Origin of the sequence: Paraburkholderia caffeinilytica (genome assembly GCF_051027425.1) — a bacterium.
Lineage (GTDB): Bacteria > Pseudomonadota > Gammaproteobacteria > Burkholderiales > Burkholderiaceae > Paraburkholderia > Paraburkholderia caffeinilytica_A.
This window is the reverse complement of record NZ_CP186552.1, coordinates 985,603-1,011,320: the sequence shown is the minus strand read 5'-3', so window position 1 is coordinate 1,011,320 and position 25,718 is coordinate 985,603. Positions and strand designations below refer to the sequence as shown.

General features: G+C 62.9%; 19 protein-coding genes. 11 read left to right on the top strand and 8 right to left on the bottom strand.

Going from position 1 to position 25,718, the window contains the following annotated elements:
* Positions 1-131: 131 nt before the first annotated feature.
* Positions 132-842, bottom strand: a complete 711-nt coding sequence (locus tag ACOSV0_RS04405) for a pirin family protein (protein ID WP_434108984.1) — start codon at positions 840-842, stop codon at positions 132-134.
* A gap of 592 nt (positions 843-1,434) precedes the next feature.
* Here ACOSV0_RS04405 and ACOSV0_RS04400 point away from each other — a divergent pair.
* The 5 genes from ACOSV0_RS04400 (at position 1,435) to ACOSV0_RS04380 (ending at position 6,477) form a co-directional block, all read left to right on the top strand.
* A complete protein-coding gene (locus ACOSV0_RS04400; RefSeq protein WP_434108983.1) occupies positions 1,435-2,211 on the top strand; it encodes an ABC transporter substrate-binding protein in 777 nt (258 codons plus the stop codon).
* 290 nt (positions 2,212-2,501) lie between these two features.
* On the top strand, positions 2,502-3,191 hold the full coding sequence (locus ACOSV0_RS04395) for an ABC transporter permease (RefSeq protein WP_434108982.1): 690 nt from the start codon (positions 2,502-2,504) through the stop codon (positions 3,189-3,191).
* Positions 3,188-3,901: an ABC transporter permease gene (locus tag ACOSV0_RS04390; protein ID WP_434108981.1), complete on the top strand. Its 714-nt coding sequence runs from the start codon at positions 3,188-3,190 to the stop codon at positions 3,899-3,901. The genes ACOSV0_RS04395 and ACOSV0_RS04390 overlap by 4 nt, the downstream gene beginning before the upstream one ends.
* A gap of 49 nt (positions 3,902-3,950) precedes the next feature.
* Positions 3,951-4,730, top strand: a complete 780-nt coding sequence (locus ACOSV0_RS04385; RefSeq protein WP_434108980.1) for an ABC transporter ATP-binding protein — start codon at positions 3,951-3,953, stop codon at positions 4,728-4,730.
* A 592-nt stretch (positions 4,731-5,322) separates the two neighbouring features.
* A complete protein-coding gene (locus ACOSV0_RS04380; RefSeq protein ID WP_434108979.1) occupies positions 5,323-6,477 on the top strand; it encodes a porin in 1,155 nt (384 codons plus the stop codon).
* A 239-nt stretch (positions 6,478-6,716) separates the two neighbouring features.
* Here the strand turns inward: ACOSV0_RS04380 and glnK are convergent, their stop codons facing one another.
* Positions 6,717-7,055 carry a P-II family nitrogen regulator gene (gene glnK, locus ACOSV0_RS04375; RefSeq protein ID WP_006048444.1) on the bottom strand — a complete coding sequence of 113 codons (339 nt, stop codon included), beginning with the start codon at positions 7,053-7,055 and terminating at the stop codon, positions 6,717-6,719.
* Positions 7,056-7,193: 138 nt separating this feature from the next.
* The gene (locus ACOSV0_RS04370; protein ID WP_434108978.1) at positions 7,194-8,906 is read right to left on the bottom strand and encodes an NAD+ synthase; all 1,713 of its coding nucleotides are present in this window, start codon (positions 8,904-8,906) and stop codon (positions 7,194-7,196) included.
* Positions 8,907-9,039: 133 nt separating this feature from the next.
* On the opposite strand from ACOSV0_RS04370, the gene ACOSV0_RS04365 reads away from it, so the two are divergent.
* Entirely contained in the window at positions 9,040-10,209 is a 1,170-nt protein-coding gene (locus ACOSV0_RS04365) for a GNAT family N-acetyltransferase (protein WP_434108976.1), read from the top strand.
* A 10-nt stretch (positions 10,210-10,219) separates the two neighbouring features.
* Positions 10,220-10,558 carry a GIY-YIG nuclease family protein gene (locus ACOSV0_RS04360; protein ID WP_434108975.1) on the top strand — a complete coding sequence of 113 codons (339 nt, stop codon included), beginning with the start codon at positions 10,220-10,222 and terminating at the stop codon, positions 10,556-10,558.
* A gap of 33 nt (positions 10,559-10,591) precedes the next feature.
* Here the strand turns inward: ACOSV0_RS04360 and ACOSV0_RS04355 are convergent, their stop codons facing one another.
* Positions 10,592-12,697: an FUSC family protein gene (locus ACOSV0_RS04355; protein ID WP_434108974.1), complete on the bottom strand. Its 2,106-nt coding sequence runs from the start codon at positions 12,695-12,697 to the stop codon at positions 10,592-10,594.
* A 310-nt stretch (positions 12,698-13,007) separates the two neighbouring features.
* On the bottom strand, positions 13,008-13,535 hold the full coding sequence (gene ppa, locus ACOSV0_RS04350) for an inorganic diphosphatase (protein ID WP_434108973.1): 528 nt from the start codon (positions 13,533-13,535) through the stop codon (positions 13,008-13,010).
* 273 nt (positions 13,536-13,808) lie between these two features.
* On the opposite strand from ppa, the gene ACOSV0_RS04345 reads away from it, so the two are divergent.
* From ACOSV0_RS04345 to ACOSV0_RS04335, 3 genes are all read left to right on the top strand, one after another.
* Positions 13,809-15,248, top strand: coding sequence for an aldehyde dehydrogenase family protein (locus tag ACOSV0_RS04345; RefSeq protein ID WP_434108972.1), 1,440 nt, complete (start codon positions 13,809-13,811; stop codon positions 15,246-15,248).
* 98 nt (positions 15,249-15,346) lie between these two features.
* Positions 15,347-16,105, top strand: a complete 759-nt coding sequence (locus ACOSV0_RS04340) for an SDR family oxidoreductase (RefSeq protein WP_434108971.1) — start codon at positions 15,347-15,349, stop codon at positions 16,103-16,105.
* An 84-nt stretch (positions 16,106-16,189) separates the two neighbouring features.
* A complete protein-coding gene (locus tag ACOSV0_RS04335) occupies positions 16,190-17,509 on the top strand; it encodes an MFS transporter (RefSeq protein ID WP_434108969.1) in 1,320 nt (439 codons plus the stop codon).
* Positions 17,510-17,785: 276 nt separating this feature from the next.
* On the opposite strand, the gene ACOSV0_RS04330 is transcribed toward ACOSV0_RS04335, so the two are convergent.
* From ACOSV0_RS04330 to hemC, 3 genes are read right to left on the bottom strand one after another with little or no spacing between them, the layout of a single operon-like run.
* Positions 17,786-18,976: a heme biosynthesis protein HemY gene (locus ACOSV0_RS04330; RefSeq protein ID WP_434108967.1), complete on the bottom strand. Its 1,191-nt coding sequence runs from the start codon at positions 18,974-18,976 to the stop codon at positions 17,786-17,788.
* 2 nt (positions 18,977-18,978) lie between these two features.
* Positions 18,979-20,997, bottom strand: a complete 2,019-nt coding sequence (hemDX, locus tag ACOSV0_RS04325; protein WP_434108965.1) for a fused uroporphyrinogen-III synthase HemD/membrane protein HemX — start codon at positions 20,995-20,997, stop codon at positions 18,979-18,981.
* Positions 20,997-22,001 (bottom strand): hydroxymethylbilane synthase, encoded by a 1,005-nt coding sequence (hemC, locus tag ACOSV0_RS04320; protein WP_434108964.1) that lies wholly within the window; start codon positions 21,999-22,001, stop codon positions 20,997-20,999. Before hemC ends, hemDX begins: the two co-directional genes overlap by 1 nt.
* Before the next feature lie 417 nt (positions 22,002-22,418).
* Here hemC and ppc point away from each other — a divergent pair, with 417 nt between their 5' ends.
* Positions 22,419-25,643, top strand: a complete 3,225-nt coding sequence (ppc, locus tag ACOSV0_RS04315) for a phosphoenolpyruvate carboxylase (RefSeq protein WP_434108962.1) — start codon at positions 22,419-22,421, stop codon at positions 25,641-25,643.
* Positions 25,644-25,718 lie beyond the last annotated feature (75 nt).

Sequence of the window (25,718 nt, the reverse complement as noted above, 5' to 3'; positions counted from 1 at the left end):
GGCCGAGGGGCTCGCCGCGCCGGTAACCAGGCACATCTGGAACTTGGCGCCTACCAACTACCTAATAGCACCCGACGCCCACCAACCATCAGCCGATGAATGCCCGGCCGACGATTGGCACCAATCCACGCTTATCCATTGAGCGGACCGAGATCGAACAGCAGCACTTCGGCGTTTTCACCCTTTTCAAACGTCACCTTATCTGTCTCGCTGAGCTTGGCGGCATCGCCGGCCTGAAGCGCTTCGCCGTTCACAGTCACCGCTCCGCGCGCCACGTGCACGTACGCCAGCCGGCCTTTCGGCAACGCGAACGCCGCCTGTTCCGCACCGTCGATCAGCGCGGCGTAGATCGAAGCATCCGCATGAATCGTGACAGAGCCGTCCCGGCCGTCAGGCGAGGCGATCACGCGCAGACGCCCGCGCTTGTCGGTATCGTCGAAGCGTTTTTCCTCGTAGCCCGGCTGGTCGCCCGCGCGTTGCGGGATCACCCAGATCTGCAGCAGATGCGCCATCTCGTCCTGCGACGCATTGAACTCGCTGTGCTGCACGCCGGTGCCGGCGCTCATGCGCTGCACGTCGCCGGGGCGGATGGTCGAGCCGTTGCCCATGCTGTCGCGGTGCGCGAGCGCGCCTTCGAGCACATAAGTGACGATTTCCATATCGCGATGGCCGTGCGTGCCGAAGCCTTCGCCGCCGGCGATGCGGTCTTCGTTGATCACCCTCAGCGGTCCGAAATGCACGTGTTGCGGGTCGCGGTAGTCAGCAAACGAAAAGCTGTGATACGAGTCGAGCCAGCCGTGATTGGCGTGGCCGCGTTCGTCGGAACGGCGAATCTCGATCATGGAAATCTCCCGGAGAATAAATAGCGATGCCCAGAATGTATGGGCGCGAAGCATGCTAAACAATCGGCAACGCCGCACCGGATCGTTTCATAAATCCGTGCAATCGTGCGCCGGTCGGGCGCACGGCACGGCCTGACCGGCTGCTGGCGGCCGTTTTCGCAACACCGGCCGCCTGTTTGTCGATCATTAACCAGAATGAACGCGCGCCAGGCGCACCCGGACCGCGACCCGGCACCGTCGCGCAGCCACAACGCATACACCCTGCCATCGGGTGGGCAGCGGCATCCCGCGCTGGCGCCACGCCCCTGTTCGGGTAAAATACCGCCCTTTTCGAGACGCGTGGGCGCCCAAGGTGCGCCGGCGGCCCCGGCAGCCTGGGCCGCGATGGAACAGCCACGGGTTTCAGCGCCTCGCCGATTGTCCTCGATCACGCCGAAAAGACGTCGGCGAGACTCAAGCGGAGCGAAGCGTGCCGAAGCGAAACCCACACGCGGCGCGACAATTTTGACCGCCTAGAATAGCGACGGCCGGCCATGAGCCGGCGGTCGTCGAGATCGGCACACCACGACGATCAGTTTGATCCAGGAGAAACATGAAGAAGGCCGCACTGTGCGTGGCGCTTGCCGTCATGGCCACCGGCGCGATGGCGAAAGAATGGAAAACCGTGCGCATCGGGGTGGACGCCAGCTACCCGCCGTTCGAATCGACCGCGGCCAGCGGTCAGGTCGTCGGCTTCGACGTCGATTTGACGAAAGCGCTGTGCGCGAAGATGAACGTCAAGTGCGTGTGGGTCGAGCAGGATCTGGACGGGATCATCCCGGCGCTGAAGGGCAAGAAGTTCGACGCGATCGTGTCGTCGCTGACCGTCACGGACAAGCGCCGCGAGCAGATCGATTTCTCCGACAAGCTGTTCGACGCGCCGGCCCGCATGATCGCGAAAGCCGGCTCCCCGCTGCTGCCCACGGCTGAATCGCTGAAGGGCAAGCATGTCGGCGTCGAGCAGGGCTCGACTCAGGAGGCCTACGCCAAGGCGTATTGGCAGCCCAAAGGCGTGACCGTGGTGTCCTATCAGAATCAGGATCAGGTGTACGCCGACATCGCGTCGGGGCGTCTCGACGCCGCGTTGCAGGACGAATTGCAAGCCGATGCCGGGTTTCTGAAGACGCCGCGCGGTAAAGGCTTCGCCTGGGCCGGCCCGGAAGTGAAAGACCCCAGGACAATCGGTGACGGTACGGCCATCGGCCTGCGCAAGGAGGACGTCGAGCTGAAAGCGATGTTCAACCAGGCGTTGGCGCAGGTGCACCAGGACGGTACGTTCAGGAAGCTCGAAAAGCAGTACTTCGACGTCGATATTTATCCTGGTCACTGAGCTGGTCACTGAGCTGGCCGCTGAACGGGTCACTCACTCGGGGCTCGCCCGCATGGGCTTTCCCGAGGCTTCGTAATACAGTCGCAAGAGATTCAAAAGCAGCTTGAACGGCAGCTTCAGAAACAGTTTCAACCCCGATTCAGAACGAGAGTCGAAAAGCGCGCTGCAAGACCGGCAACGGCCATGCAGTCATGATTTGCACAGCGGTGCGCTGTGCCCCGCGTTTCCCGCGGTGCACAGTTGGCCGCGTCTTTCGCGGTGCGTCACAAGCGCATTGTCAAGGACCCCATATGTTCCTTCAAGGCTACGGCCCGCTGCTTCTTAACGGCACCTGGCAAACCGTCAAACTGGCGGTGTTGTCGCTGGCGTTCGCTTTTGTGCTGGGCCTGCTCGGCGCGGCGGCGAAACTGTCGAAGAATCGCGTCTCCTATAGCGTCGGCACCGTCTACACGACGCTCGTGCGCGGCGTGCCCGACCTCGTGCTGATGCTGCTGCTGTTCTACAGCATCCAGATCTGGCTGAATAACCTGACCGACCTGCTCGGCTGGGACCAGATCGACATCGACCCGTTCGTGGCCGGCGTCGCGGTGCTGGGCTTCATCTACGGCGCGTACTTCACCGAGACTTTCCGCGGCGCGTTTCTCGCGGTGCCGCGCGGCCAGCTCGAAGCGGGCGCGGCTTACGGCATGACAGGCTGGCAAGTGTTCTCGCGGATCATGTTCCCGCAGATGATGCGCTTCGCGCTGCCCGGCATCGGCAATAACTGGCAGGTGATGGTGAAAGCCACGGCGCTGGTGTCGATCATCGGCCTCGCGGATGTGGTCAAGGCCTCGCAGGACGCGGGCAAGGGCACGTTGCGGTTCTTCTTCTTCACCCTGCTCGCAGGGGCGATCTATCTCGTCATCACCACAGTGTCCAACTTCGTGCTGATGTACCTCGAAAAGCGTTACTCGACCGGCGTACGAAAGGCGGATCTATGATCGAGATCATTCAGGAATACTGGCGCAACTATCTTTACAGCGACGGCTACCGTCTCACCGGCGTCGTGATCACGCTGTGGCTGCTGGTGGTGTCGATCGGACTCGGCTTCTGCCTGTCGATCCCCCTCGCGGTCGCGCGCGTGTCGAAGAAGAAGTGGCTCGCAGGTCTGGTGTGGCTGTATACGTATATCTTTCGCGGCACGCCGCTCTACGTGCAACTGCTGCTCTGCTACACCGGCTTGTACAGTCTCGAGATCATTCGCAATCACGAGCTGACCAACGCGTTCTTCCGCGACGGCATGCACTGCACGCTGCTCGCGTTCACGCTGAACACCTGCGCGTACACCACCGAAATTTTCGCGGGTGCGATCAAGGCCACGCCGTATGGCGAGATCGAAGCGGCGCGCGCGTATGGCATGTCGTCGTTCACGCTGTACCGTCGCGTGATTCTGCCGTCGGCGCTGCGCCGCGCGTTGCCGTACTACAGCAACGAAGTGATCCTGATGCTGCACGCCACCACCGTCGCGTTCACCGCGACCGTGCCGGACATTCTCAAGATCGCGCGCGACGTGAACTCGGCCACGTATCAGTCGTTCAATGCGTTCGGCCTCGCCGCCCTGCTCTATCTGTGCATTTCTTTTGCGCTCGTGTGGCTGTTCCGCCGCGCCGAGCGCCGCTGGCTCGCTTACCTGCGGCCGCAAGGCAAGTAAACAAGATGGGCGCTACGCCCCCAAGCATGTAAGCCCGCCAAGGACCCCGATGAACACCAGGAAGCAAAAGCTCTTCGTCGACGAGCTTCACAAACAGTACGGCGACAACGAAGTCCTCAAGGGCGTGTCGCTGAAGGCCAATGCCGGCGACGTGATCAGCGTGATCGGCTCGTCCGGTTCGGGCAAGAGCACGATGCTCCGCTGCATCAACTTCCTCGAGCAGCCGAACTCCGGGCGCATTTTTGTCGACGGTGAAGAAGTCCGCACGCAGCTCGCCAAGAACGGCGCTTTGCGCGTGTCCGATCCGAAGCAGTTGCAGCGCGTGCGCACCAGGCTGTCGATGGTGTTCCAGCACTTCAACCTGTGGTCGCACATGAACGTGCTCGAGAACATCATCGAGGCACCGGTCAACGTGCTGGGTCTGAAGCGCAAGGAGGCCGAAGAGCGGGCGCGTGAATATCTCGAGAAAGTGGGTCTCGCGCCGCGCCTGGAAAAACAGTACCCGTCACATCTGTCAGGCGGCCAGCAGCAACGCGTGGCAATCGCACGCGCGCTGGCCATGCATCCGGATGTCATGCTGTTCGACGAGCCGACTTCCGCGCTCGATCCCGAACTGGTCGGCGAAGTGCTCAAGGTCATGCAGACGCTCGCCGAAGAAGGCCGCACGATGATCGTCGTCACTCATGAAATGGCGTTCGCACGCAACGTGTCGAATCACGTGATGTTCCTGCATCAAGGCCGCGTCGAAGAAGAAGGCCATCCGGACGAAGTCTTCAGGAACACGAAGAGCGAACGGCTCAGGCAATTCCTTTCCGGCAGTCTCAAATAAGACTGTCGTACAGCCTGGTATTTGGGTTGTAGTCAAAGTAGTATTACAAGGCGCTTACGAGCGCCTTTTTTACTTCGCTCACCTGTACATTCCGGCCGTTCTGGCCTCGAAAATGGGCTTGAACCAGCCTCAAACCGCCCTCTTCCCGCCTTACTCTGCTGCATTTGAAGCGTCAATAGTGGCAATCCTTAACGTTGCTCGTCCCAATCCGTGATTCCCTTGCGGCATAAGGGTTTCCCGGCTTTTTAGGGACGTTGTAACGCTTCCCCGTGCACATTCGTATTGCAATTTGGAGACACCGGCCCAGGTCGGTACTAATTTCTTCTCCCAGTCAGGGGTATTTTTGATAAATTAGTAACCAAAGTAGCAAAACAAAGTTCATTAAAAGTAGTTTCACTTCAAAGCAACAGAGGAGAACCGGTCGGCGAGGGATCGGCATGACGCAAAGAATAGCCCGTTGAGGCTATCCGTCACGGCAGGAGACCCAATCCACCCGCTAATCTCCCTGGTACCGATTCCTGTTCGGCGCGCTTGTGTCCGAACACCATTCGCAGTACTGGGTTTCACTTTTTGACAGGGTATGGAGGAGAAGATGAAGAAAGCTTTGCTCGCCGCTGCGCTGATGACAGCCGGTGTAGTTGCTCACGCCCAAAGCAGCGTGACGCTGTACGGCCGCCTTGACGCAGGCCTGGAATACATGTCGGGCGTTCCGCAAGGCGTCGGTGCAAACGGCCAGTCGACTGGCAGCACGAACCGTTTCAGAGCAGAAAGCGGCGACTGGGGTACCAGCCTGTGGGGCATGAAGGGCGTTGAGGACATCGGTGGCGGTAACAAGGTCCTGTTCCAGTTGGAAGGCTCCTTCAACACGATGAACGGCTCGGGCCCTGGCGGCGGCGGTCTCTTCAATCGCTGGGCGACGGTCGGTATGTCGAACGACGCATTCGGTACGCTGCTGTTGGGTCGCGAACTCTTCATTTCGAATGGCGTGTGGGACTTCGATCCGTTCGGTCAGTCGAACTGGTCGTCGGCGTCGCTGGTGCGTGGCCGCAACTGGCCGCAATCGAGCAACAACATTTCGTACCAGTCGCCGAAGATCGCAGGCTTTGACTTCTACGGTCAATACGCCCTGTCGAATGCAACGAACTGGAACGGCAACGGCACGACCGCTCAAGGTCGCGAAGCTGGCGCACAGATCACTTACACGAACTCGCTGTTCCAGGTTCGCGGTCTGTATGACGAAATTCGCAACCCGGGCAACGGCGTCCTGTACGGTCCGGCTGCCGCCACTTCGGCCAACGCGGCTAACATCTCCACCGGCGTCTTCGCGGCATCGCGCGAATACTCGGCACTGGTGAACGTGTTCCTCGGCCAGTTCAAGATTCAGGGCGCGTACCAGGCGATCCGTTCGGCAGGTGCTACGGGCGTTCTGCCGGGCCAGCCGACCACGCTCGATCACGAATGGGGCGGTGTGACGTGGCAAGCAACGCCGGCTGCAGCGCTGATTGCAGCCGTCTATCACGTCAACGGCAACAATGGCGCAGGCAATGCGACGATCTACACGATCGGCGGCTCGTACAACCTGTCCAAGCGCACGCTGCTGGATCTCCAGATCGCTACGGCACGCAACAGCAAGAATGCTAACTTCGGCCTGAACGCTGACAATGCCGGCACGTCCACCGCAACGGACAACCCGCTGCCGGGTCATAGCCAGACTGGTGTGTATGCAGGTATTCAACACTCGTTCTAATCGAACGGTGTGCCCCGAGGGAATTTCCTTCGGGGTGGTGTAACGAGTTCTTCAAGAGAATCTTTTTCACGCTGCTGCGAGAGGCGCGTATCGGTGCGATGTCCGAAAGGGTATCGCACCGTTTTTTATTCGTGCGCGCAGTTTTGCCACGGCCCCGGCGCACCTGTTCGGTGCGCGCGTTGCGCGGGTGTCGATACCGGTGCTTTAACTCTGCGTTTCAACAGTGCGAGTCGAACCGCTCAAACTGCCGCTTCGTTTTCCTCGCCCGTGCGAATCCGGATCACACGCTCCACGTCCGCGACGAAAATCTTGCCGTCGCCGATCTTGCCGGTGCGCGCCGCGCCGATGATCGCGTCGATCACCTGATCACACTGGTTGTCCGCGACCACCACTTCGATCTTCACTTTCGGCAGAAAGTCGACCACATACTCTGCACCACGATAGAGCTCAGTGTGGCCTTTTTGCCGGCCGAAACCCTTGACTTCAGTAACGGTCAACCCCGTGAGGCCGACTTCAGCGAGCGCCTCGCGCACTTCGTCGAGTTTGAACGGTTTGATGACTGCAGTGATGCGCTTCATGGCGGACCTCATCTCGTGATTGGAAGGTTGAAAGGGAAATGGATGATTTTTATTCTACGCCGCGCCGGATGCGTTGCGGCGATCCGGCGCGCGCTTCTGGTCTGCTATCGGGTAAGTCCGCAGCCGTTCGCCTGAGACTCACTCCACCGGCTCGGTGTAGCGCGACGTAATCGGATAGCGCCAGTCGCGGCCGAACGCGCGATGCGTGACGCGAATGCCGATCGGCGCCTGACGGCGTTTGTATTCGTTGATCTTGATGAGGCGCGTGACGCGTTTCACGTCGTCGACCGCGTAGCCCGCCGCGATAATTTCGGCGAGCGAACGGTCCTCTTCCATGTACATGCGCATGATCGCGTCGAGCACTTCGTACGGCGGCAAGCTGTCCTGATCGGTCTGGTTCTCGCGCAGTTCGGCCGAGGGCGCGCGCGTCAGAATCCGCTCGGGGATCACATCCTGCTTGCTGAAGGTGGTGGCTTGATTGCGGTAGTGACAAAGCTTATAGACCAGCGTCTTGGCAATGTCCTTAATCACCGCAAAGCCGCCGGCCATGTCGCCGTATAACGTGCAGTAGCCCACCGCCATCTCGCTCTTGTTGCCGGTGGTCAGCACGATCGAGCCGAACTTGTTCGACAGCGCCATCAGCAAGGTGCCGCGAATGCGCGCCTGAATGTTTTCTTCGGTGGCGTCTTCGGCGCGGCCGGCGAATTCCTCGGCGAGCGAGCTGCGGAACGCGTCGAACATCGGCGCGATTGCGATTTCGTCGTAACGCACGCCGACGCGGCGCGCCATCTCGGCGGCGTCGGTGGTTGAAATGTCCGCGGTGTAGCGCGACGGCATCATCACCGCGCGCACACGGTCGGCGCCCAGCGCGTCGCACGCGACGGCCAGCACCAGCGCCGAATCCACGCCGCCCGACAGGCCGATCAGCGCACCCGGGAAACCGTTCTTGTTGATGTAGTCGCGCACGCCCATCACGAGCGCGGCGTACACCTGCGCTTCGAGCGAAAGCTCCGGCGCGATCGCCGTGGGCGCCGGCTTGCCGCCGTCGAACTCGACAATTGCGTTGCCCTCCTCGAACTGCGCCATCTTCGCGACCAGTTCGCCCTGTTCATCGAGCACGAACGAGCCGCCGTCGAACACCAGTTCGTCCTGTGCGCCAACCATGTTCACGTAGACCATGGGCAAGCCGGTCTCGCGAATCCGTGCGCGCAGAATGTCGAAGCGCACCGCTTCCTTGTTCAGGTGATAGGGCGAGCCGTTCGGAATCAGCAGCACTTGCGCGCCCGCCGCCTTCGCCATTTGCGCGGCCGACGCGTGCCACGCGTCCTCGCAAATCACCACGCCGTACTTCACACCGTCCAGTTCGAACACGAACGGCTGCGGATCGGAAGCGAAGTAACGCTTCTCGTCGAACACCTCGGTATTGGGCAAATCCTGCTTGCGATAGGTGCCGACCACTTTCCCATCCACGATCAGCGAGGCCGCGTTGAAGGTGTCGACCGGCGGGACGCCGCGCTCGATCGGCGCGTTTGCATTACCATGGCCGTGCGCCGCGCTGTGTGCGACCGCGTGTGTCACATCGCGCAGCGGATGGCCGACGATCACATGCAAACCGGCGAAGGGCTTCAGTTGCGTAGCCAGATCGGCGAGCGCCGCCGCACTCGCGGTGTAGAACGCGGGACGCAGCAGCAGATCTTCGGGCGGATAACCTGAGAGCGCGAGTTCAGGCGCGATCAGCAGCTTCGCACCATCGTTGTGCGCGGCGCGCGCGGCAGCGACAATCTTCGCGACATTGCCGGCGAAGTCGCCGACGGTGACATTGATTTGAGCAAGAGCGATTCGGGTCTTCATGGCAGGATCGACAGGCAAGCCAGACGGCTTGCGAGTACCGCGGCTGGTCAGCTCGACGGCAACGGACAAATCGGATAAACGAACGACGCACCGCCAAATGCTGCGCGTCGCTCATTGGGAACAGTCACACAGATTGAACCAGGAACGCTTTGATTATCGCACGGGCATTCTGGCGTCGCCCTCCGAGGTGGACGCCGCCGAATGGAATGCCCTCCTCGCCCAGCAGGCGCAACCCACGCCGTTTCTGCGGCACGAGTTCCTGAGCGCGCTGCACGCGACCCGATGCGCGGTCGCCGATACCGGCTGGGCGCCGCAATTCGTCACGCTCACCGACCCGCGCACGGACAAGCTCGTGGCAGCCGCGCCCGTGTATCTGAAAGGGCACTCGTACGGCGAATATGTCTTCGATTGGGCCTGGGCCGACGCGTACAAGCGCAACGGTCTGCCGTATTACCCGAAGCTGCTGTGCGCGGTGCCGTTCACCCCGGTGCAAGGCAACCGGCTGTTGTCGGCGGATACGCATGCGCTCCGGCATCTGGCGGCAACGCTGATGGCGTTCGCGGAGCAGGCCGACGTGTCCTCGCTGCACGTGCTGTTCCCGACCGAAACGGAAAGCGCTGCGCTGACCGACATGGGCATGATGCAGCGCGAAGGCGTGCAGTTCCACTGGCTGAACGACGGCTATCGTGACTTCGACGATTTCCTCTCCACGCTCGAACAGAAGAAGCGTAAGAACATCCGCGCGGAGCGTCGCAAGGTTCAGGAAGCCGGTGTGACGATGCGCCGGATTCGCGGCGAAGATATCCAGGACGCCGACTGGCGATTCTTCAGCAAGTGTTATCGGCAAACCTATCGCGAGCACTTTTCGAGTCCGTATCTGAACCTCGATTTCTTCCGGATGATTGGCGCGTCGATGCCGGAAAATCTGCTGCTGGTGATCGCCGAATACGAAGGCAAGCCGATCGCCAGCTCGCTCGTGGTCTATCAGCGCGACGGGAAAACCGGCGGCACGCTCTATGGCCGTTACTGGGGCGCGCTGGAACACGTGCCCTGCCTGCACTTCGAAACCGCGTACTACCAGCCGCTCGAATTCTGCATCGAAGAAAAGCTCGGCGCGTTCGAAGGCGGCGCCCAGGGCGAGCATAAAATGGCGCGTGGTTTCTTGCCGACCGTGACGCGCTCGGCGCACTGGCTCGCGCATCCGGCCTTCGCCGATGCGGTCGGCCATTTCCTCGACAACGAAAAGAACAGCATCCACGCGTATGTGGACGAGCTGCGCGAACACAATCCGTTCAAAGGCTAAAAGCGTACTCATGGCGTGGTTTCTGTATCTGCTCGAATGCTCGGACGGCAGCGTCTATACCGGCATTGCCGTCGACGTGCAGGCGCGCTTCGACAAACACGTCAGCGGCGAGGGCGCGCGTTATACGCGTTCGCGCAAGCCGGTGCAGGTGCTGGCGTCGTTCGAGTTGGCGGACAGGTCCAGTGCGTCGCGTGCGGAGTATTGGGTCAAGCGGTTGTTGCCTGCCGAAAAGCGGGCGCTGGCAGCGGGATTGCGCACGCTCGAATCGGTGCTGCCGCCGCCCGAACCCGAGCCTGAATCAGAATCCCTTGCCGCGGGGGACATGGAACAGGCCAGCGGCGCGTCCTGATAGAGACGTCGCATACCGTCGGCGCGTCGCCACCTATCCCCTCGCCTCGCGCATCCGTTCAGTCAGCAGCCGATGCATCAGCGCGATTTCCCCCACCGCATCCGCTTCTAACGACGTTAACCGCTCCCGCGCAGGCAGATCGCGCCGTATCGGCCGCAAGGTTCGATTCAAGGCTGCCTCGATGTCCGCGCTCGTGGCGGCAATCCACGCACCGAGCTCATCGTGCATGCCGCGCCGGTTCGTACTCAAGCGCAGTTGAGTCGCCGTTCCCGCCATTTTTCGCAACACGCTCAGTATGGTCAGCGTCACCGTGTCGACCATCGAGTCCTCGAGCTTTTCGAGCCGAATGCGGCCGATCGCTTCCTCGGCGTTATTGCTGCCCAACCCGGCGGCTCGACGCAAGCGCTCCATGTCCTTCCCGTTTCGGTCCGGCGACTCCAGCGCCGCCCGCAAATACCCGAGATTGGCCCGCACCGCCTCGCTCAAATAACCGCGATAGTCGACTTTCTCGCGCGTCGGCCACAGATAGAACGTTGCCAGCAGTGCCAGTACGCAGCCGAGCACATTGTTGCCGAGCCGCGTCAGCGCATAAGCGAATTCGTTCGCGCCGGGCGTCGCAAAGTCGGCCACGAGCACAAAGGTCGGCGTCAGGAACAGAACGAACAGGCTGTAGCTGACGGGACGCAGCGCCATCGTGGCCACCACCAGCGGAAAGACCGCCAATGAAATGCCGATGGGCGAATGGATCGCATAGCCGATGCCGGCCGCCAGCACGCCGCCGACGATGCTCCCGGCAGCACGCTCGATACTCCTCGGCCAGGTCGCGGCAATGGACGGTTGCAGGATCAGCAGCGTCGCCATGGTGGCCCAATAGCCGAAGGGCAGCCCGAGCGCCCGTATGACCAGAAAGCCCGCTGTCGTCGTGACGCCCACGCGCGCAGCGTGGCGCAAACCGACCGACTGACTTGAGAGGTTCGCCTTGAGAGTCGACCACGTGCGCGTCAGCAATCTTGTGGCGCTGTCCCGCCAGTTCAGCGGCTCAGCGTACGTCGGCGCGAAATCGACCAGTTCGAAGTCGGACTTCAGCATCACGGGTTCCATCAATGCGGATTCGAGCCGCCTAGCGAGGCGGCGCAAACGGCGTTGCAGGTCGGCGAGACGATTCCATTGCCCTTCGTTAGCGGCCACGCCGATTCTGCGTAGAACGTCGCCTATCCCGGTCAGCAGACGAGCCGCGCGTCTGACATGACGTGCGTCTTCCGGGGGTTTTTCACAAGCACCGGTGACTGCAATCAGATACGCAAAAAGGGCTTCACTTTCGGTTAGCAGGGCGAGGAGATTGTCGTAGGTTTCGCGGCCGGCCGTTCTCGAGTCCGGCACGTTCGCCAGCGCCTTGCGCGAGCGCTCGAGCGTTGCCCGCGCATCGGCGCGAAACTTCGCGGCATGGGTGGCCCACTGTCCCGGGGCTGCGCGCTGTTCGAGCAGGCGCGCGCTGTCGAATGCGATGTCAGCCAGACGCAGATACACCGCTCGCAACGAAGCCCGGCTCGTGCCGAACGGATGAATGCGCCAGACCGTCAGGCTCAGCACAACGGCAAACAGACATCCGGCCAGGTAGATGCCGAGAAACGCCACGCCTTCCCGAACGTCGTGCATCGGCCGGTCGACCATCACGACGCAGGCAGTCGCGGCGAGAATCGTCACCTGCGATGTCGCGGCACCCCATATCCTGCCGAACCCGCCGAGCGTTGTGAATATCAGAATGGCGAGCGCTGCGAACACGGTCCCCTCGCCTGAGGCGAAGGCGGTCACGCCACCGCAGACGGTCGAGAGAAGCGCGAAGCCCATCATCGAGGCGAAGCGCGCGCGATTCGAACCGGCCGCATCGGCGAGACAGGTCCAGAAGGCGCCAATCGCGGCCCATGCGAAGGCCGGCTCGTGCAGCAGGTTGCCGAGCACCAGCATGGCAGTGGATGCGCAGGCGGCTCTCAGTCCTTCCGACAGACTGGCCTCGCTCGTCGAAAACGACACCATCCATACCGGCCGTTTGCGGTAGATCGTGGTGACGAGCGCATACAGACCCGCGTACAGGCGGCTCGACCAGCGTGACGACGAAGGGTTGGACTTGCGATTCAGCATCCGGACGGTGGACTCCCAGGACCGCAGATTGGCGCTGCGTCAGCGCATTAATACGCCGCCAGCAGGAAACCGGCTAGGGCCGCCGAATGATAAGGGTAAACACTGAGATATAAAAATGCCTTCGGTTCATCCAGTCGATGCGTTGTGGCTATGTGCCGGCGCGGACGGGCGCTCCGACGTTCTAGTGGACAGATTGGGCGGCAAATGCACATTGAACGCGAAGTGAAATTTCCGAAAACGCCACCCATGAAAAAACCGCGTGGCCCTTGCAGGTTCACGCGGTTTTTATCGACCACAGGTGTAACGCAGCTTACTTCTTGTAGTTCGCCACGCCTTCGGTGATTTCCTTGTGCGCGGCTTCGATGCCCGCCCAGCCTTCGACCTTCACCCACTTGCCCTTTTCCAGCGCCTTGTATTGCTCGAAGAAGTGCTTGATCTGGTCTTTCAAGTATGCCGGAACGTCGTCGATCGACTTGAGATCGGCGGTCATCGGGCAGACCTTGTCGTACGGAACGGCGACCAGCTTGGCGTCCACGCCCGATTCGTCGGTCATTTGCAGCATGCCGAGCGCGCGTGCGCGGACCACCGAGCCGGCCAGCAGCGGGAACGGCGTGATCACCAGCACGTCGACCGGATCGCCGTCGCCCGACAGCGTTTGCGGAATGTAGCCGTAGTTCGCCGGATAGCGCATGCCCGTGCTGATGAAACGGTCGACGTGGAGCAGGCCCGTTTCCTTGTCAGCTTCGTACTTCACCGGATCGCTTTGCGCCGGGATTTCGATGATGACGTTGAAATCTTGCGGAAGGTCTTTGCCTGCGGGGACGTGATTGAAGCTCATGAGCGCTCTCTGATCAGATGGAATTCGGAACACGGCGTGCGGCGCGTGATCTCGAGCGGCGTGAATCGTGAAACTCGCCAGCCCGAGGCGCTACGGCCGGACAGTGCGGAATACGCCATTATAGCCAATCGGCCGATGGCACCTCGGGTTGGATCGGCGCGATAATCGTCTGGCGTCTCTCGATTGTGCCTCTCGTTTGTGAACACCGCGCGTCTGGATTCCCGCCTGAACCCCGGCCTGAGTCACGGCTGCGCGACACCTCAAGGAGCATGCATGGAAGAAGCCCGGCATTTCATCGGCGGCGAATGGTCCGCTGCATCAGGCGGCGAGACGATCGCCGTGCTCGATCCCTCGGACGGCCAGCCCTTCACCCGGCTGGCTCGCGGCACCGCGGCGGATATCGACCAGGCCGTTCACGCCGCGCGCCGCGCCTTCGAAGGCGCATGGGGCGAAGCGAGCGCGGCCGAACGCGGCCGCGTGCTGTACCGGCTGTCGATGCTGGTCGCCGCCCACCAGGAAGAACTCGCCCAACTCGAAGCCCGCGACACCGGCAAGCCGCTCAAACAGGCGCGCGCCGATTCGGCGGCGCTGGCCCGCTACTTCGAGTTTTACGCCGGCGCGGCGGACAAGCTGCACGGCGAAACGTTGCCCTATCAGGCCGGCTACACGGTGCTGACGATCCGTGAACCGCATGGCGTAACCGGCCATATCGTGCCGTGGAACTACCCGATGCAGATCTTCGGCCGCAGCGTCGGCGCGGCGCTCGCCACCGGCAACGCGTGCGTCGTCAAGCCGGCGGAAGACGCCTGCCTCTCGGTATTGCGCGTCGCCGAACTGGCGGCCGAGGCGGGTTTGCCGGCGGGCGCGCTGAATATCGTCACCGGGTTTGGGCATGAAGCGGGCGCGGCGCTCGCGCGTCATCCCGGCATCGATCACATCTCGTTCACCGGCTCGCCGGAAACCGGCAAGCTCGTCACGCAGATGGCCGCCGAGAACCACGTGCCGGTCACGCTGGAACTGGGCGGCAAATCGCCGCAAATCGTGTTCGCCGACGCGGATCTCGACGCAGCCCTGCCCGTGCTGGTGTCGGCGATCGTGCAGAACGCCGGGCAAACCTGCTCGGCGGGCAGCCGCGTGCTGATCGAGCGGGCCATTTACGAGCCGCTGCTCGACCGGCTGAGCGGCGCGTTCCACGCGCTGCGGGTCGGACCGTCGCATGCCGATCTCGACTGCGGTCCGCTGATCAACGCGAAGCAGCAGCAGCGCGTGTGGGACTTCCTCTCCGACGCGCAACACGACGGCATTCCGATGGCAGCGCACGGCGAAGTGATTCCCGAAGCGCCGGAAAGCGGCTTCTATCAGGCGCCCACGCTGCTGCGCGACGTGCCGGCGAGCCATCGTCTGGCGCGCGACGAAGTGTTCGGCCCGGTCCTCGCCGCCATGTCGTTTGCCGACGAAGACGAAGCGCTCGCGCTCGCCAACGGCACGCAGTACGGCCTGGTCGCAGGTATCTGGACACGCGACGGCGCCCGTCAGATGCGCCTTGCGCGGCGTCTGCGCTCCGGCCAGGTGTTCATCAACAACTATGGCGCGGGCGGCGGCGTCGAATTGCCGTTCGGCGGCGTGAAGCATTCGGGCCACGGACGCGAAAAGGGTTTCGAAGCGCTGTATGGCTTCACGGTATTGAAGACCGTCGCGATTCGCCACGGTTAGGCAAGGTTGGTCAGGCACTCGCATTCGCAGCAAACGGAAGCAAGCGGCAACAGATAGCAGCAAACGCATCACCATCCACAACAAACAACGGAGACATCATGCGGTTGACAGGAAAAACGGCCATCGTCACGGGTGGCGGCTCGGGCTTCGGCGAAGGCATCGCGAAGACCTACGCGCGCGAAGGCGCGAACGTGGTGGTCAACGACCTGAACGGCGCCGCGGCCGAACGCGTGGCGAGCGAAATCGCCCTCGCCGGCGGCAAGGCGATCGCCGTGGCCGGCAACGTCGCACAACGGGAGGATTGGCAAAAACTGCGTGAGGCCGCGCTCGAAGACTTCGGCAGCGTGCAGATCGTCGTCAACAACGCCGGTACGACGCATCGCAACAAACCGGTGCTCGACGTGACGGAAGCCGAATTCGACCGCGTCTACGCGGTGAACGTCAAAAGCATCTACTGGAGCGTGCAGGAATTCGTGCCGTATTTCCGCCAGCAAGGCGGCGGTGTTTTCATCAATATCGCCTCGACGGCCGGCGTGCGGCCGCGCCCAGGACTCGTCTGGTACAACGGCAGCAAGGGCGCGGTGATCATCGCCAGCAAATCGCTCGCCGTCGAACTGGGCCCGGACCGCATTCGGGTGAACTGCGTGAACCCCGTGATCGGCGAGACGGCGCTGCTGACGGAATTCATGGGTGTCGAAGATACGCCGGAGAACCGCAAGCGCTTTCTGGCCGGCATTCCGCTCGGGCGTTTCTCGACGCCGCAGGATATCGCCAACGCGGCGCTCTATCTCGCCTCGGACGAGGCCGAGTTCATCACCGGCGTGTGTCTCGAAGTGGACGGCGGGCGCTGCGTGTAAACGCCATGCAAGCCAAACCATCCAGCACGGCTAGAATCGCGATCGACGGCGGTACTTCATTTCCACAAGAAAAGAGGAGACACCATGGCTAGTCCCGCAAATCCGCTCCACCATCCCGGCGCGGGGGCGCCACCTTCCACGTTCGAGGAGGCGACCTACCGCAAGGTGACCTGGCGGCTCGCGCCGCTCCTGATGCTCTGTTATGTGGTCGCGTATCTCGACCGCGTCAACGTCGGCTTCGCCAAGCTGCAAATGACCACCGACCTGGGCTTAAGCGACGCGGTCTATGGTTTCGGCGCGGGGATTTTCTTCGTCGGCTATTTCATCTTCGAAATTCCGAGCAACGTGATCCTGCACAAAGTGGGCGCACGCGTGTGGATCGCGCGGATCATGGTGTCGTGGGGCGTGATCTCGATGCTGACCATGTTCGTCACCACGCCGGCCATGTTCTACGTGATGCGCTTCCTGCTCGGTCTCGCCGAAGCGGGCTTCTTCCCTGGCATCATCCTGTATCTCACGTACTGGTATCCGGCGCATCGCCGTGGCCGTATGACCACCTGGTTCATGACGGCAATCGCGTTGTCCGGCGTGATCGGCGGTCCGGTATCGGGCTACATCCTGAAGAGCTTCAACGGCATGAACGGCTGGCATGGCTGGCAGTGGCTGTTTCTGCTCGAAGGGATTCCGTCGGTGATCGTCGGCGTCATGGTGTTCCTGATGCTCGACGACCGCGTCTCGAAGGCGAAGTGGCTCACCACGGAAGAGAAGGAACTGCTCGAGCGCCAGGTGTCGGCTGAAGAAGCCACCAAGCACGATATGCCGATTCGCCAGGTGCTCTCGAGCGGCCGCGTGCTGATGCTGAGCCTCACGTACTTCTCGTTCGTGATGGGCCTCTATGGCGTGAGCTTCTGGCTTCCGACCATTATCAAGGCGACCGGTGTGACGGATGCATTCATGATCGGCATCCTGTCGGCGATTCCGTTTGCCGCGGCAGTGGTGGCGATGGTGTTCGTGTCGCGCAGCGCGGACCGCAAACGCGAGCGGCGCTGGCATATCGCATTGCCGGCCTTCGCGGGGGCGATCGGCCTCGTGCTCTCCGTGGTGTGGGCACACAACACGGTGCTGGCCATGGCTTCGCTCACGCTCGCGACCATGGGCATCCTGACCACCCTGCCGCTGTTCTGGAGTCTGCCGACGGCGATCCTCGCCGGCACGGGCGCGGCGGCCGGCATTGCGATGATCAATTCGATCGGCAATCTCGCGGGCTTTCTCAGCCCGTACGCGGTCGGCTGGCTGAAGCAGGCGACTGCCGCGAACGACTCCGGCATGTATATGCTGGCGGCGTTCATGATCCTCGGCGGTCTGCTGGCGATCAGCGTGCCGGCGAAGATGGTCAACAAATGAGGCGGCTCGCTTCGTGACGTGAGGCAGGAAGTGCCGTCAAATGCCGCGCGTCACGAGGCGTGAGCCATGAGGTGTGAGTCATGAGATGTGAATCATGAGGTGTAAGTCATGAGGTGTGAGTCATGAGGCACGGTGTGCGAGCCACGGCTCACGTTTCACGTAATGCACATCACGCATCGCGCCGCCAACGAAAAAGCCCCCGGCATCTATCGAAGCCGGGGGCTTTTTTTATCGGCTGCCGCGCCCAATCAGGTAAACGCCGCAGCGTTCAAAGCATCAAACGATATTCATCGCCAACGCACTCTCGCGATAATGCTCGCTCGCCTTGGCAGAATCGCCGATCTGCTCATGCAGACGCGCCAGCGCGCGATGCGAGCGAATCTTCAGCGTCTCGTTGTCGGCCAGTTTCAGCGCGCGCTCGAGGAACGACTGCGCCTTGCCCCACAACTGCTGATGCAGGCACAAGCGGCCCAGGGCGAACATCAAATCAGCGTCTTCCGGACGATCCTTCTGCCATCCTTCGGCCTTCTGGATCAGCGGCAACGCGTCGCCCCCGGCCGTGTCCGGATAACGGCGCAGCAGACGCGCGTCCCAGTTCTGCGCCAGCGCCTCTTCGACGATCTTGCGGGCTTCCTGCGGACGATTCAGCGACACCAGCAATTCAGCCGCGAGGTCGGCGAGACGCGGCGAATGACGCTCGGTAGCCGACAGCGAATTCCACAACTCCAGCAGCGCATCAGCGTTATGACGCCGGTCGCGCAGCAGGTTTTCCGCCGCGAGCTGACGCAAACGCACGGCTACTGCCGGATGGATCGCTTCGCGTTTCTCCAGCGTCTTGACGAGCTTGAGCACTTCGCCCCAGTTCTTCAATTGCTGTTGCGCGCGCAACGTGATCTGCTGCGCGTGAATCCGCCGTGCGCCCTGCGATTGCATTTCGGTGAGCGCGGCGAGCGCGCCGTCCGCGTCGCGGCCGTCGGCGCGCATGTCGGCGGTGGCCATCAGGCGGGCGTCCTGCCAGTCGGCTTCGTCGATCTGGGCGAGCCACTCGTCGCGCCGCGCATATTCATGCATGCGGTGCGCCGCGGTAGCCGCGATCAAACCGGCCGCGCCCTTGTTGTCGCCATTCGTGAGCGAGTCTTTCGCGGCTTTTTCAGCACGCGAGAAACGCCCGGCGTACAGATTGCCGATCGCGTCACGCAATGCCGCGTGCGCCTTCGCGACACGCGAGCGCGCGCGATACGCCGCCACGCGCTGCGGCATGCGCCAGATATTGCGCACGATACGCAGCAACGCATACAGCAGGATGAACAGCACCACCAGCCCGACCACGAACAGATTCAGCGAGATGTCGACGCGGTACGGCGGATAGATCAGCAGCACCTGCCCCATGTCGAAGCGTCCGACCACCGCCAGCACCACCGCGATGGCGAACAGCAGCGCGAGCCATAGAAGTCCCCGGATTGCCATGATTAACCTCGGCTCCGGTATTGATTGACGGCCTGCAGACTGGTGTTCAGATTCGGCAGTTCAACCGCAGCCGAGCCCGCATCCACCTGCTTGACCAGATCGGCCACGGTCTGCGTTTTCTTCGACGCGTTGTCGAAATAGCGCGTGAGCGCGGCCTGCGCCGCCTGCAGGTCGGACTTCAGCGTGGTCTGGTTGCGCGAGAGCAGCGCGAGCCGCGCCGACAGCAAACGCAGCTTCAGATTCTCGCGCACGAAGTAGCCTTGATCGGGCGTGACGAGCATGGCGTCGGCGTTGTCGATACGGCGCACCTGTACGAGACTCGTCAACTGCTGGCCGATGCCGGTCGTGACTTCACGCCACCACACTTTCCAGCGCGGCTCGCCGGTGGCCGCGGCCACTTTGTCCGTGTCGGCCCAGGTGGCGGCCTTCGGCGTGGCGTGGGCAATCGGCGCTTCGCCGGAGAGCGGCAGGCTGTCGACCTGGTCGATTGCGTTGTCGAGCTTGATCGCCATGCCGGTCAGATCCGTGGACGGCGACGCCTTCAGCTTGTCGATGTCTTGCGCGATCGCCTTGCGCACGGTCACGGCCTGCGGACTATCCGATGCAGCGAGACGCGTGTCCGCGCTTTGCAGCGCGAACAGCGCGAGTTGCGTATTGCCGGTGAGCTGCAATTGCTGGCTCGCGGCCGACAGCATCTGCCCGACTTCAGCCATGGTCCAGTCGTCGCGATTGCGGGCGAGATCGGCGTATTGCTGCTGCAGCGTCTGCTGCGCGGTTTGCGCGTCAGCAAGCTTGCCTTCGAGTTGCGCGACCTGCGAGTCGGACTGATGCACCGTGGCCAGCGCCTGATCGGTCTTGACGCGCAACTCGTTGGTCTGCGCGTCGTTCGCCTGCTGGCGTTGCACGAGCTGCTGCTCGGTGCGCTCCACCTTGCGATTGAGCGCATAACCGCCCACACCCGCCGCACAGGCGATGATCACGACGACAAACCACAGCAGCGGTCCGCTCGCGCTGCGGCGCTTTTGCGCTTCGTAGGGCGTGAAGGGTGGATTCGGCGGCAACGCGCTGGTTGCGGCCGGCTGGGGTGCAGCGTTCGTGGATGCGTTCGTTTCAGTCATGCGTGATTTAGCCGGTGAATGAGCCGGGTTGGACGGTACCGGTTGAACAACGGTCGGGACGGCGGCAAGCAAGGCGCGGGCAATACGCTCATCGCCCGCGCCGGACACCGTAATGCTATCAAAACCCAATGCCCGCGCGGTCTGCGCGATACGGGGATGCGGCGTGACCAGATTGGCGTGCTTCAGTTGCGTGATTTCGCCGGCGGTCAGATGCTCTTGCGCGAGCTCATGCAGATTGCGCCCCCCTTCTGAACTGGTGAGCAGCCAGGCGTGCGGCTCGCCCGCGAGCAATGCATGCACGCGGGCCCAGCCGCCGATCGACGGTTCCGGCACGAGCCGACGATAGGCCGCAACCGTTTCGACTTCGGCGCCCGCTTCGCGCAAGCGGTCGGCGAGCCACTCGCGGCCGCCGTCGCCACGCACGATCAGCACGCGTTTGCCTTCGAGCGCGCTCGCGCCGAGCGCGGTATCGATCGCCGCGAACAGGCCTTCGGAATCGAAACGCGCCGTCTCGTCCTCGGCAGCGGACGGCGGGCTGATGACGTTGTAGGCCGGCGCCGAGACGCCGTGACGCAGCAGCGCCTGCACGCTGCCCGGCCCGACTACGCCGATCGGCAACGCGTGCGGCCAGATTGCATCGCTGCGCGCAAACGCGTGATCGACCGCATTGGGCGAGACGAACACCACCAGTGCATAGCGCTCCAGAGAAGCCAGCGCTGCGCGCAACGGCGCTTCGTCGGTGACAGGCGCAATGTCGATCAGCGGAAAGTCGAGCACGGCAATGCCTGCTGCGGCGAGTTGCGCGATCAATTCGTTCGACTGACCGGCCGGTCGCGTAATCACGACCGTGAACGCCGCCTTGCCGACGGATGAGGATGCGTTGCCCGGAGTATCGGCCGCCATCACTCGCCGGTCGCCGTGCTGTCCGCGGCCCCTGCTGCGGGACCGCTGGCCGTGCTCAGCGCGCGGACGATTTCCATCGCGCCCTGCTGTTCGAGCGCGCTCGCGACTTCCTGACCCAGCGCGATAGCACGTTCGACGGTAGGCGCCGGCGCCGATGCCTGCGCGCTCAACACACGCTGGCCGTCCGGTGTAGCGACGATGCCACGCAGATGCAGCGCGCCGTCATACCAGTGCGCATAGGCCGCAAGCGGCACTTCGCAACTGCCGCCAAGGGCGCGCGAGACCATCCGCTCCGCTTCGACGGCTGCTGCCGTATGTTCGTGATGCAGCGGCGCAAGCCATGCCGCGAGGTCCGCGCGATCGGCGCGAATCTCGATGCCGAGCGCGCCCTGACCCGCTGCGGGCAAGCTGTCTTCGGGATCGAGCAGCGCGCGGATGCGTTCGCCGAGACCGAGGCGCTTCAGACCGGCAGCCGCCAGAATGATCGCCGCATAATCGCCGCGATCGAGTTTCGACAAACGCGTGTCCAGATTTCCACGCAACGGCCGCACCACCAGATGCGGATAACGCATGCGCAGCATGGCCTCGCGGCGCAGGCTGGACGTGCCGACCACGGCGCCGGCCGGCAACGCGGCAAGCGAGTCGTAATCGTTGGACACCAGCGCGTCGCGCGGATCTTCGCGTTCCATGATGGTGGAGAGCGCAAAGCCCGCGGGCAATTCCATCGGCACGTCTTTGAGCGAGTGCACAGCCAGGTCGGCGCGGCCGTCGGCGAGCGCGGCTTCCAGTTCCTTGACGAAAAGGCCCTTGCCCCCCACCTTCGACAAAGTGCGATCGAGAATTTGATCGCCACGTGTCGTCATTCCGAGGATTTTTACGTCACAAGATGGATATAATTTGTGCAGCGCACATTGCACATGCTCCGCCTGCCACATGGCAAGGCGGCTTTCTCGCGACGCAATCACAAGCGTGTGGGGTGGCGCAGAAAACGTCTCGGTGTTCATTAGCTTGCTGATCGAATGACGGGATGTAATAACAATCAATGTTAGCACGCGCCCTTGTGTCTCAAGGCACAGCGGAGCGCCGTGCCGGCGCGGTATCGATGGAGGAGACGGGCCTCGCGCAGCGCGCGCCTGCCCCATCCCAGCCTGTTCAAGCACGGTCGTTCGCGCACCGGGGCGCGGCATGCGGGATGATGCAATGCGGCGCAACGTGCCTGGCGTGCATTCAACGCATGTCATGCGCCTCGTGCGTTTTGCGCAAAATGCGCGCGGCCGCCTCTCCGGCGTATTGCCATCGGCACATACCGCTCTGTGCTGGCTTTGTGCTGATTTCGTGCAGTTCACGTTGCAACTCATAGTGCAGTTCCGCAGTAGCAGTTCATCACTCAACAGACCCTGGCTTCCCTGAGGAAACCCATCGTGACGTCTTCCGGATCGGCGCGCCCTGCCCGCCGCAACACTGCATCGCCCAACGCTCGAGCGGCCGACGCCGCCGCGGCACCCGCCGCTTCTGCCTCCGCCGCAACGGCTGCCCAGCCCACTCCGGCCAAACGCGCCGGCAAAGCTGCCACGGCAACCCGGGCCGCGAATATCGCCAAAGCCACCCGGTCCGCCAAAGCCTCGTCGCCTGCCAAGGCGGACAAAGCGGTGAAGACCGTCAGGACAGATAAGACGACACAAGCCGCGAACGCCGCCCAAACACCGAAACAGGCCAAAGCCAAGTCCCCGAAGATCAAGGTCGTCGCGAGCGAAGCCGCGCCGCAAACTGCGAAAGCGCCCAAGCTGCAGGCCGTTTCGCAGAACACGATCGTGCCGGCGCCGAAAAGCAGCGGCCGCACGCGTGAGGACAAGGACCATCCGCTGTTTCAGGACATCCGCTATCTGGGACGCCTGCTCGGCGACGTGCTGCGTGAACAGGAAGGCGACGCGGTGTTCGACGTCGTGGAAACGATCCGCCAGACCGCCGTGCGTTTTCGCCGCGAGGACGATAGCGCCGCCGCGCAAACGCTCGACAAGAAACTGCGTTCGCTGACTCCCGAGCAAACGGTCAGTGTGGTGCGCGCGTTCAGCTACTTCTCGCATCTTGCGAATATCGCTGAAGACCGCCACCGCAATCGCCGTCACCGGATTCACGCACTGGCCGGCTCGACCTCGCAACCGGGCACCATGGCGCATGCGCTCGAACGGCTTGTCGAGGCGGGCGCCGCCGCAACGCCGGTGCTGCAGCAGTTCTTCAACGAAGCGTTGATCGTGCCGGTGCTGACCGCGCATCCTACCGAGGTGCAGCGCAAGAGCATTCTCGACGCGCAGCACGACGTCGCGCGCCTCCTGGCCGAACGCGATCAGCAGCTGACCAACCGCGAACGCGCGCATAACGAAGCGATGCTGCGCGCCAGCGTCACGTCGCTCTGGCAAACGCGGATGCTGCGCGACTCGCGGCTGACGGTTGCCGATGAAATCGAAAACGCGTTGTCGTACTACCGCGCGACCTTCCTCGAAGAAATTCCGGCGCTCTATGCCGACATCGAAGAAGCGCTCGCCGAGCACGGCCTCGATGCGCGCCTGCCGCCGTTCTTCCAGATGGGCAGCTGGATCGGCGGCGATCGCGACGGCAATCCGAACGTCACGGCCGAAACGCTCGAGCACGCGATCACCCGCCAGGCCGCGGTGATCTTCGAACACTACATGGAGCAGGTGCACAAGCTGGGCGCCGAGTTGTCGGTGTCGAACCTGCTGGCCGGCGCCAGCGACGCGTTGAAAGAACTTGCGGCCGCCTCGCCCGACCAGTCGCCGCACCGTACCGACGAACCGTATCGCCGTGCCTTGATCGGCATGTACACGCGGCTCGCCGCAAGTGCGCGCGTGCGTCTCGGCGAAGGCAGCGTGCCGGTGCGCAGTGCGGGCCGCGGCGCGGCGCCGGTGCGCGCCAAACCGTACGGCGACTCCGCCGAATTCGTGCGCGACCTGCACGTGCTGATCGATTCGCTCGCCGAGCATCATGGCGCGCCGCTCGCTACACCGCGCCTGTCGCCGCTTGCACGCGCCGCCGAAGTGTTCGGCTTCCATCTGGCAAGCATCGACTTGCGCCAAAGCTCCGACATCCACGAAGCGGTGATCGCCGAGTTGCTGAAACGCGCGGGCGTCGAAAGCGACTATGCGTCGCTCTCCGAAGAAGACAAGCTCAAGGTGCTGCTCGCCGAACTGGCACAACCGCGCCCGCTGCGTCTGCCGTATGCCGAGTACTCCGATCTCGTGAAGAGCGAACTTGGCGTGCTCGAAGAAGCCCGCATCACACGCGAAAAATTCGGTGCGCGCGCGGTGCGCAACTACATCATTTCGCACACGGAGACCGTCAGCGATCTGGTCGAAGTGATGCTGCTGCAGAAGGAAACCGGCCTGCTGCACGGCCGTCTGGGCGATGCGAACGATCCGGCGCAAGCGGGTTTGATGGTGATCCCGCTGTTCGAGACGATTCCCGACTTGCGCAACGCGCCGCACATCATGCGCGATCTGATCTCGCTGCCGGGCGTCGACGCATTGATCGAACATCAGGGCAACGAGCAGGAAGTGATGCTCGGTTATTCGGACAGCAACAAGGACGGCGGCTTCCTGACATCGAACTGGGAGCTGTATCGCGCCGAACTCGCGCTGGTGTCGCTGTTCAATCAACGCGGCGTGACGCTGCGCCTGTTCCATGGACGCGGCGGCACGGTTGGCCGTGGCGGCGGTCCGACGTATCAGGCAATTCTGTCGCAGCCGCCGGGCACCGTCGACGGTCAGATCCGTTTGACCGAGCAAGGCGAGGTAATCGCCAGCAAGTTCGGCAACCCGGAGATCGGCCGGCGCAATCTGGAAACGGTGGTGGCCGCGACGCTCGAAGCTTCGTTGCTGCCGCACGGCATTGCGCCCGCGCAATTGCCCGCCTTCGAAGAGACGATGCAGCAGTTGTCCGATGCCGCGATGGCGTCGTATCGCGCGCTGGTCTACGAAACGCCGGGCTTCAAGGAGTATTTCTTCGAGTCGACGCCGATCTCGGAGATCGCCGAGCTGAACATCGGCAGCCGTCCGGCTTCACGCAAATTGCAGGACCCGAAGCAACGCAAGATCGAAGACCTGCGCGCGATTCCGTGGGGCTTCTCATGGGGCCAATGCCGTTTGCTGCTGACCGGCTGGTACGGTTTCGGCAGCGCGGTGGCGGCGCATCTGGACAGCGCGCCGAGCGATGCCGAGCGCACCCGCCGTCTTGCGCTGCTCAAGAAGATGCACAAGACGTGGCCGTTCTTCTCGAACCTGCTCTCCAACATGGACATGGTGCTGGCGAAGACCGACCTCGCGGTGGCCTCGCGTTACGCACAGCTCGTGTCGGACAAGAAGCTGCGCAAGCATGTGTTCGAGCGGATCGTCGCGGAATGGGAGCGGACATCGAAGGTGTTGTCGGAGATTACCGGCAAGAGCGAACGGCTCGCGGAGAATCCGCTGCTCGCGCGTTCGATCAAGAACCGCTTCCCGTATCTCGATCCTTTGAATCACTTGCAGGTTGAATTGCTCAAGCGCCACCGCGCGGGCGATACCAACGCACGCGTGCGGCGCGGGATTCATTTGAGCATCAACGGGATTGCGGCGGGGCTACGTAATACGGGCTGATCGAGGACGGCGTGATGGCGGCTGATGATGGCGGCTGATTCAGCCGCCGATTCAGTAGCTGACTCGGCCGCCGCT

Bases quoted from the DNA above. Each gene is read 5' to 3' on its own strand.
- ACOSV0_RS04405 (WP_434108984.1), bottom strand. From the start codon at position 842: ATGATCGAGATTCGCCGTTCCGACGAACGCGGCCACGCCAATCACGGC.
- ACOSV0_RS04400 (WP_434108983.1), top strand. From the start codon at position 1,435: ATGAAGAAGGCCGCACTGTGCGTGGCGCTTGCCGTCATGGCCACCGGC.
- ACOSV0_RS04395 (WP_434108982.1), top strand. From the start codon at position 2,502: ATGTTCCTTCAAGGCTACGGCCCGCTGCTTCTTAACGGCACCTGGCAA.
- ACOSV0_RS04390 (WP_434108981.1), top strand. From the start codon at position 3,188: ATGATCGAGATCATTCAGGAATACTGGCGCAACTATCTTTACAGCGAC.
- ACOSV0_RS04385 (WP_434108980.1), top strand. From the start codon at position 3,951: ATGAACACCAGGAAGCAAAAGCTCTTCGTCGACGAGCTTCACAAACAG.
- ACOSV0_RS04380 (WP_434108979.1), top strand. From the start codon at position 5,323: ATGAAGAAAGCTTTGCTCGCCGCTGCGCTGATGACAGCCGGTGTAGTT.
- glnK (WP_006048444.1), bottom strand. From the start codon at position 7,055: ATGAAGCGCATCACTGCAGTCATCAAACCGTTCAAACTCGACGAAGTG.
- ACOSV0_RS04370 (WP_434108978.1), bottom strand. From the start codon at position 8,906: ATGAAGACCCGAATCGCTCTTGCTCAAATCAATGTCACCGTCGGCGAC.
- ACOSV0_RS04360 (WP_434108975.1), top strand. From the start codon at position 10,220: ATGGCGTGGTTTCTGTATCTGCTCGAATGCTCGGACGGCAGCGTCTAT.
- ACOSV0_RS04355 (WP_434108974.1), bottom strand. From the start codon at position 12,697: ATGCTGAATCGCAAGTCCAACCCTTCGTCGTCACGCTGGTCGAGCCGC.
- ppa (WP_434108973.1), bottom strand. From the start codon at position 13,535: ATGAGCTTCAATCACGTCCCCGCAGGCAAAGACCTTCCGCAAGATTTC.
- ACOSV0_RS04345 (WP_434108972.1), top strand. From the start codon at position 13,809: ATGGAAGAAGCCCGGCATTTCATCGGCGGCGAATGGTCCGCTGCATCA.
- ACOSV0_RS04340 (WP_434108971.1), top strand. From the start codon at position 15,347: ATGCGGTTGACAGGAAAAACGGCCATCGTCACGGGTGGCGGCTCGGGC.
- ACOSV0_RS04335 (WP_434108969.1), top strand. From the start codon at position 16,190: ATGGCTAGTCCCGCAAATCCGCTCCACCATCCCGGCGCGGGGGCGCCA.
- ACOSV0_RS04330 (WP_434108967.1), bottom strand. From the start codon at position 18,976: ATGGCAATCCGGGGACTTCTATGGCTCGCGCTGCTGTTCGCCATCGCG.
- hemDX (WP_434108965.1), bottom strand. From the start codon at position 20,997: ATGGCGGCCGATACTCCGGGCAACGCATCCTCATCCGTCGGCAAGGCG.
- hemC (WP_434108964.1), bottom strand. From the start codon at position 22,001: ATGAACACCGAGACGTTTTCTGCGCCACCCCACACGCTTGTGATTGCG.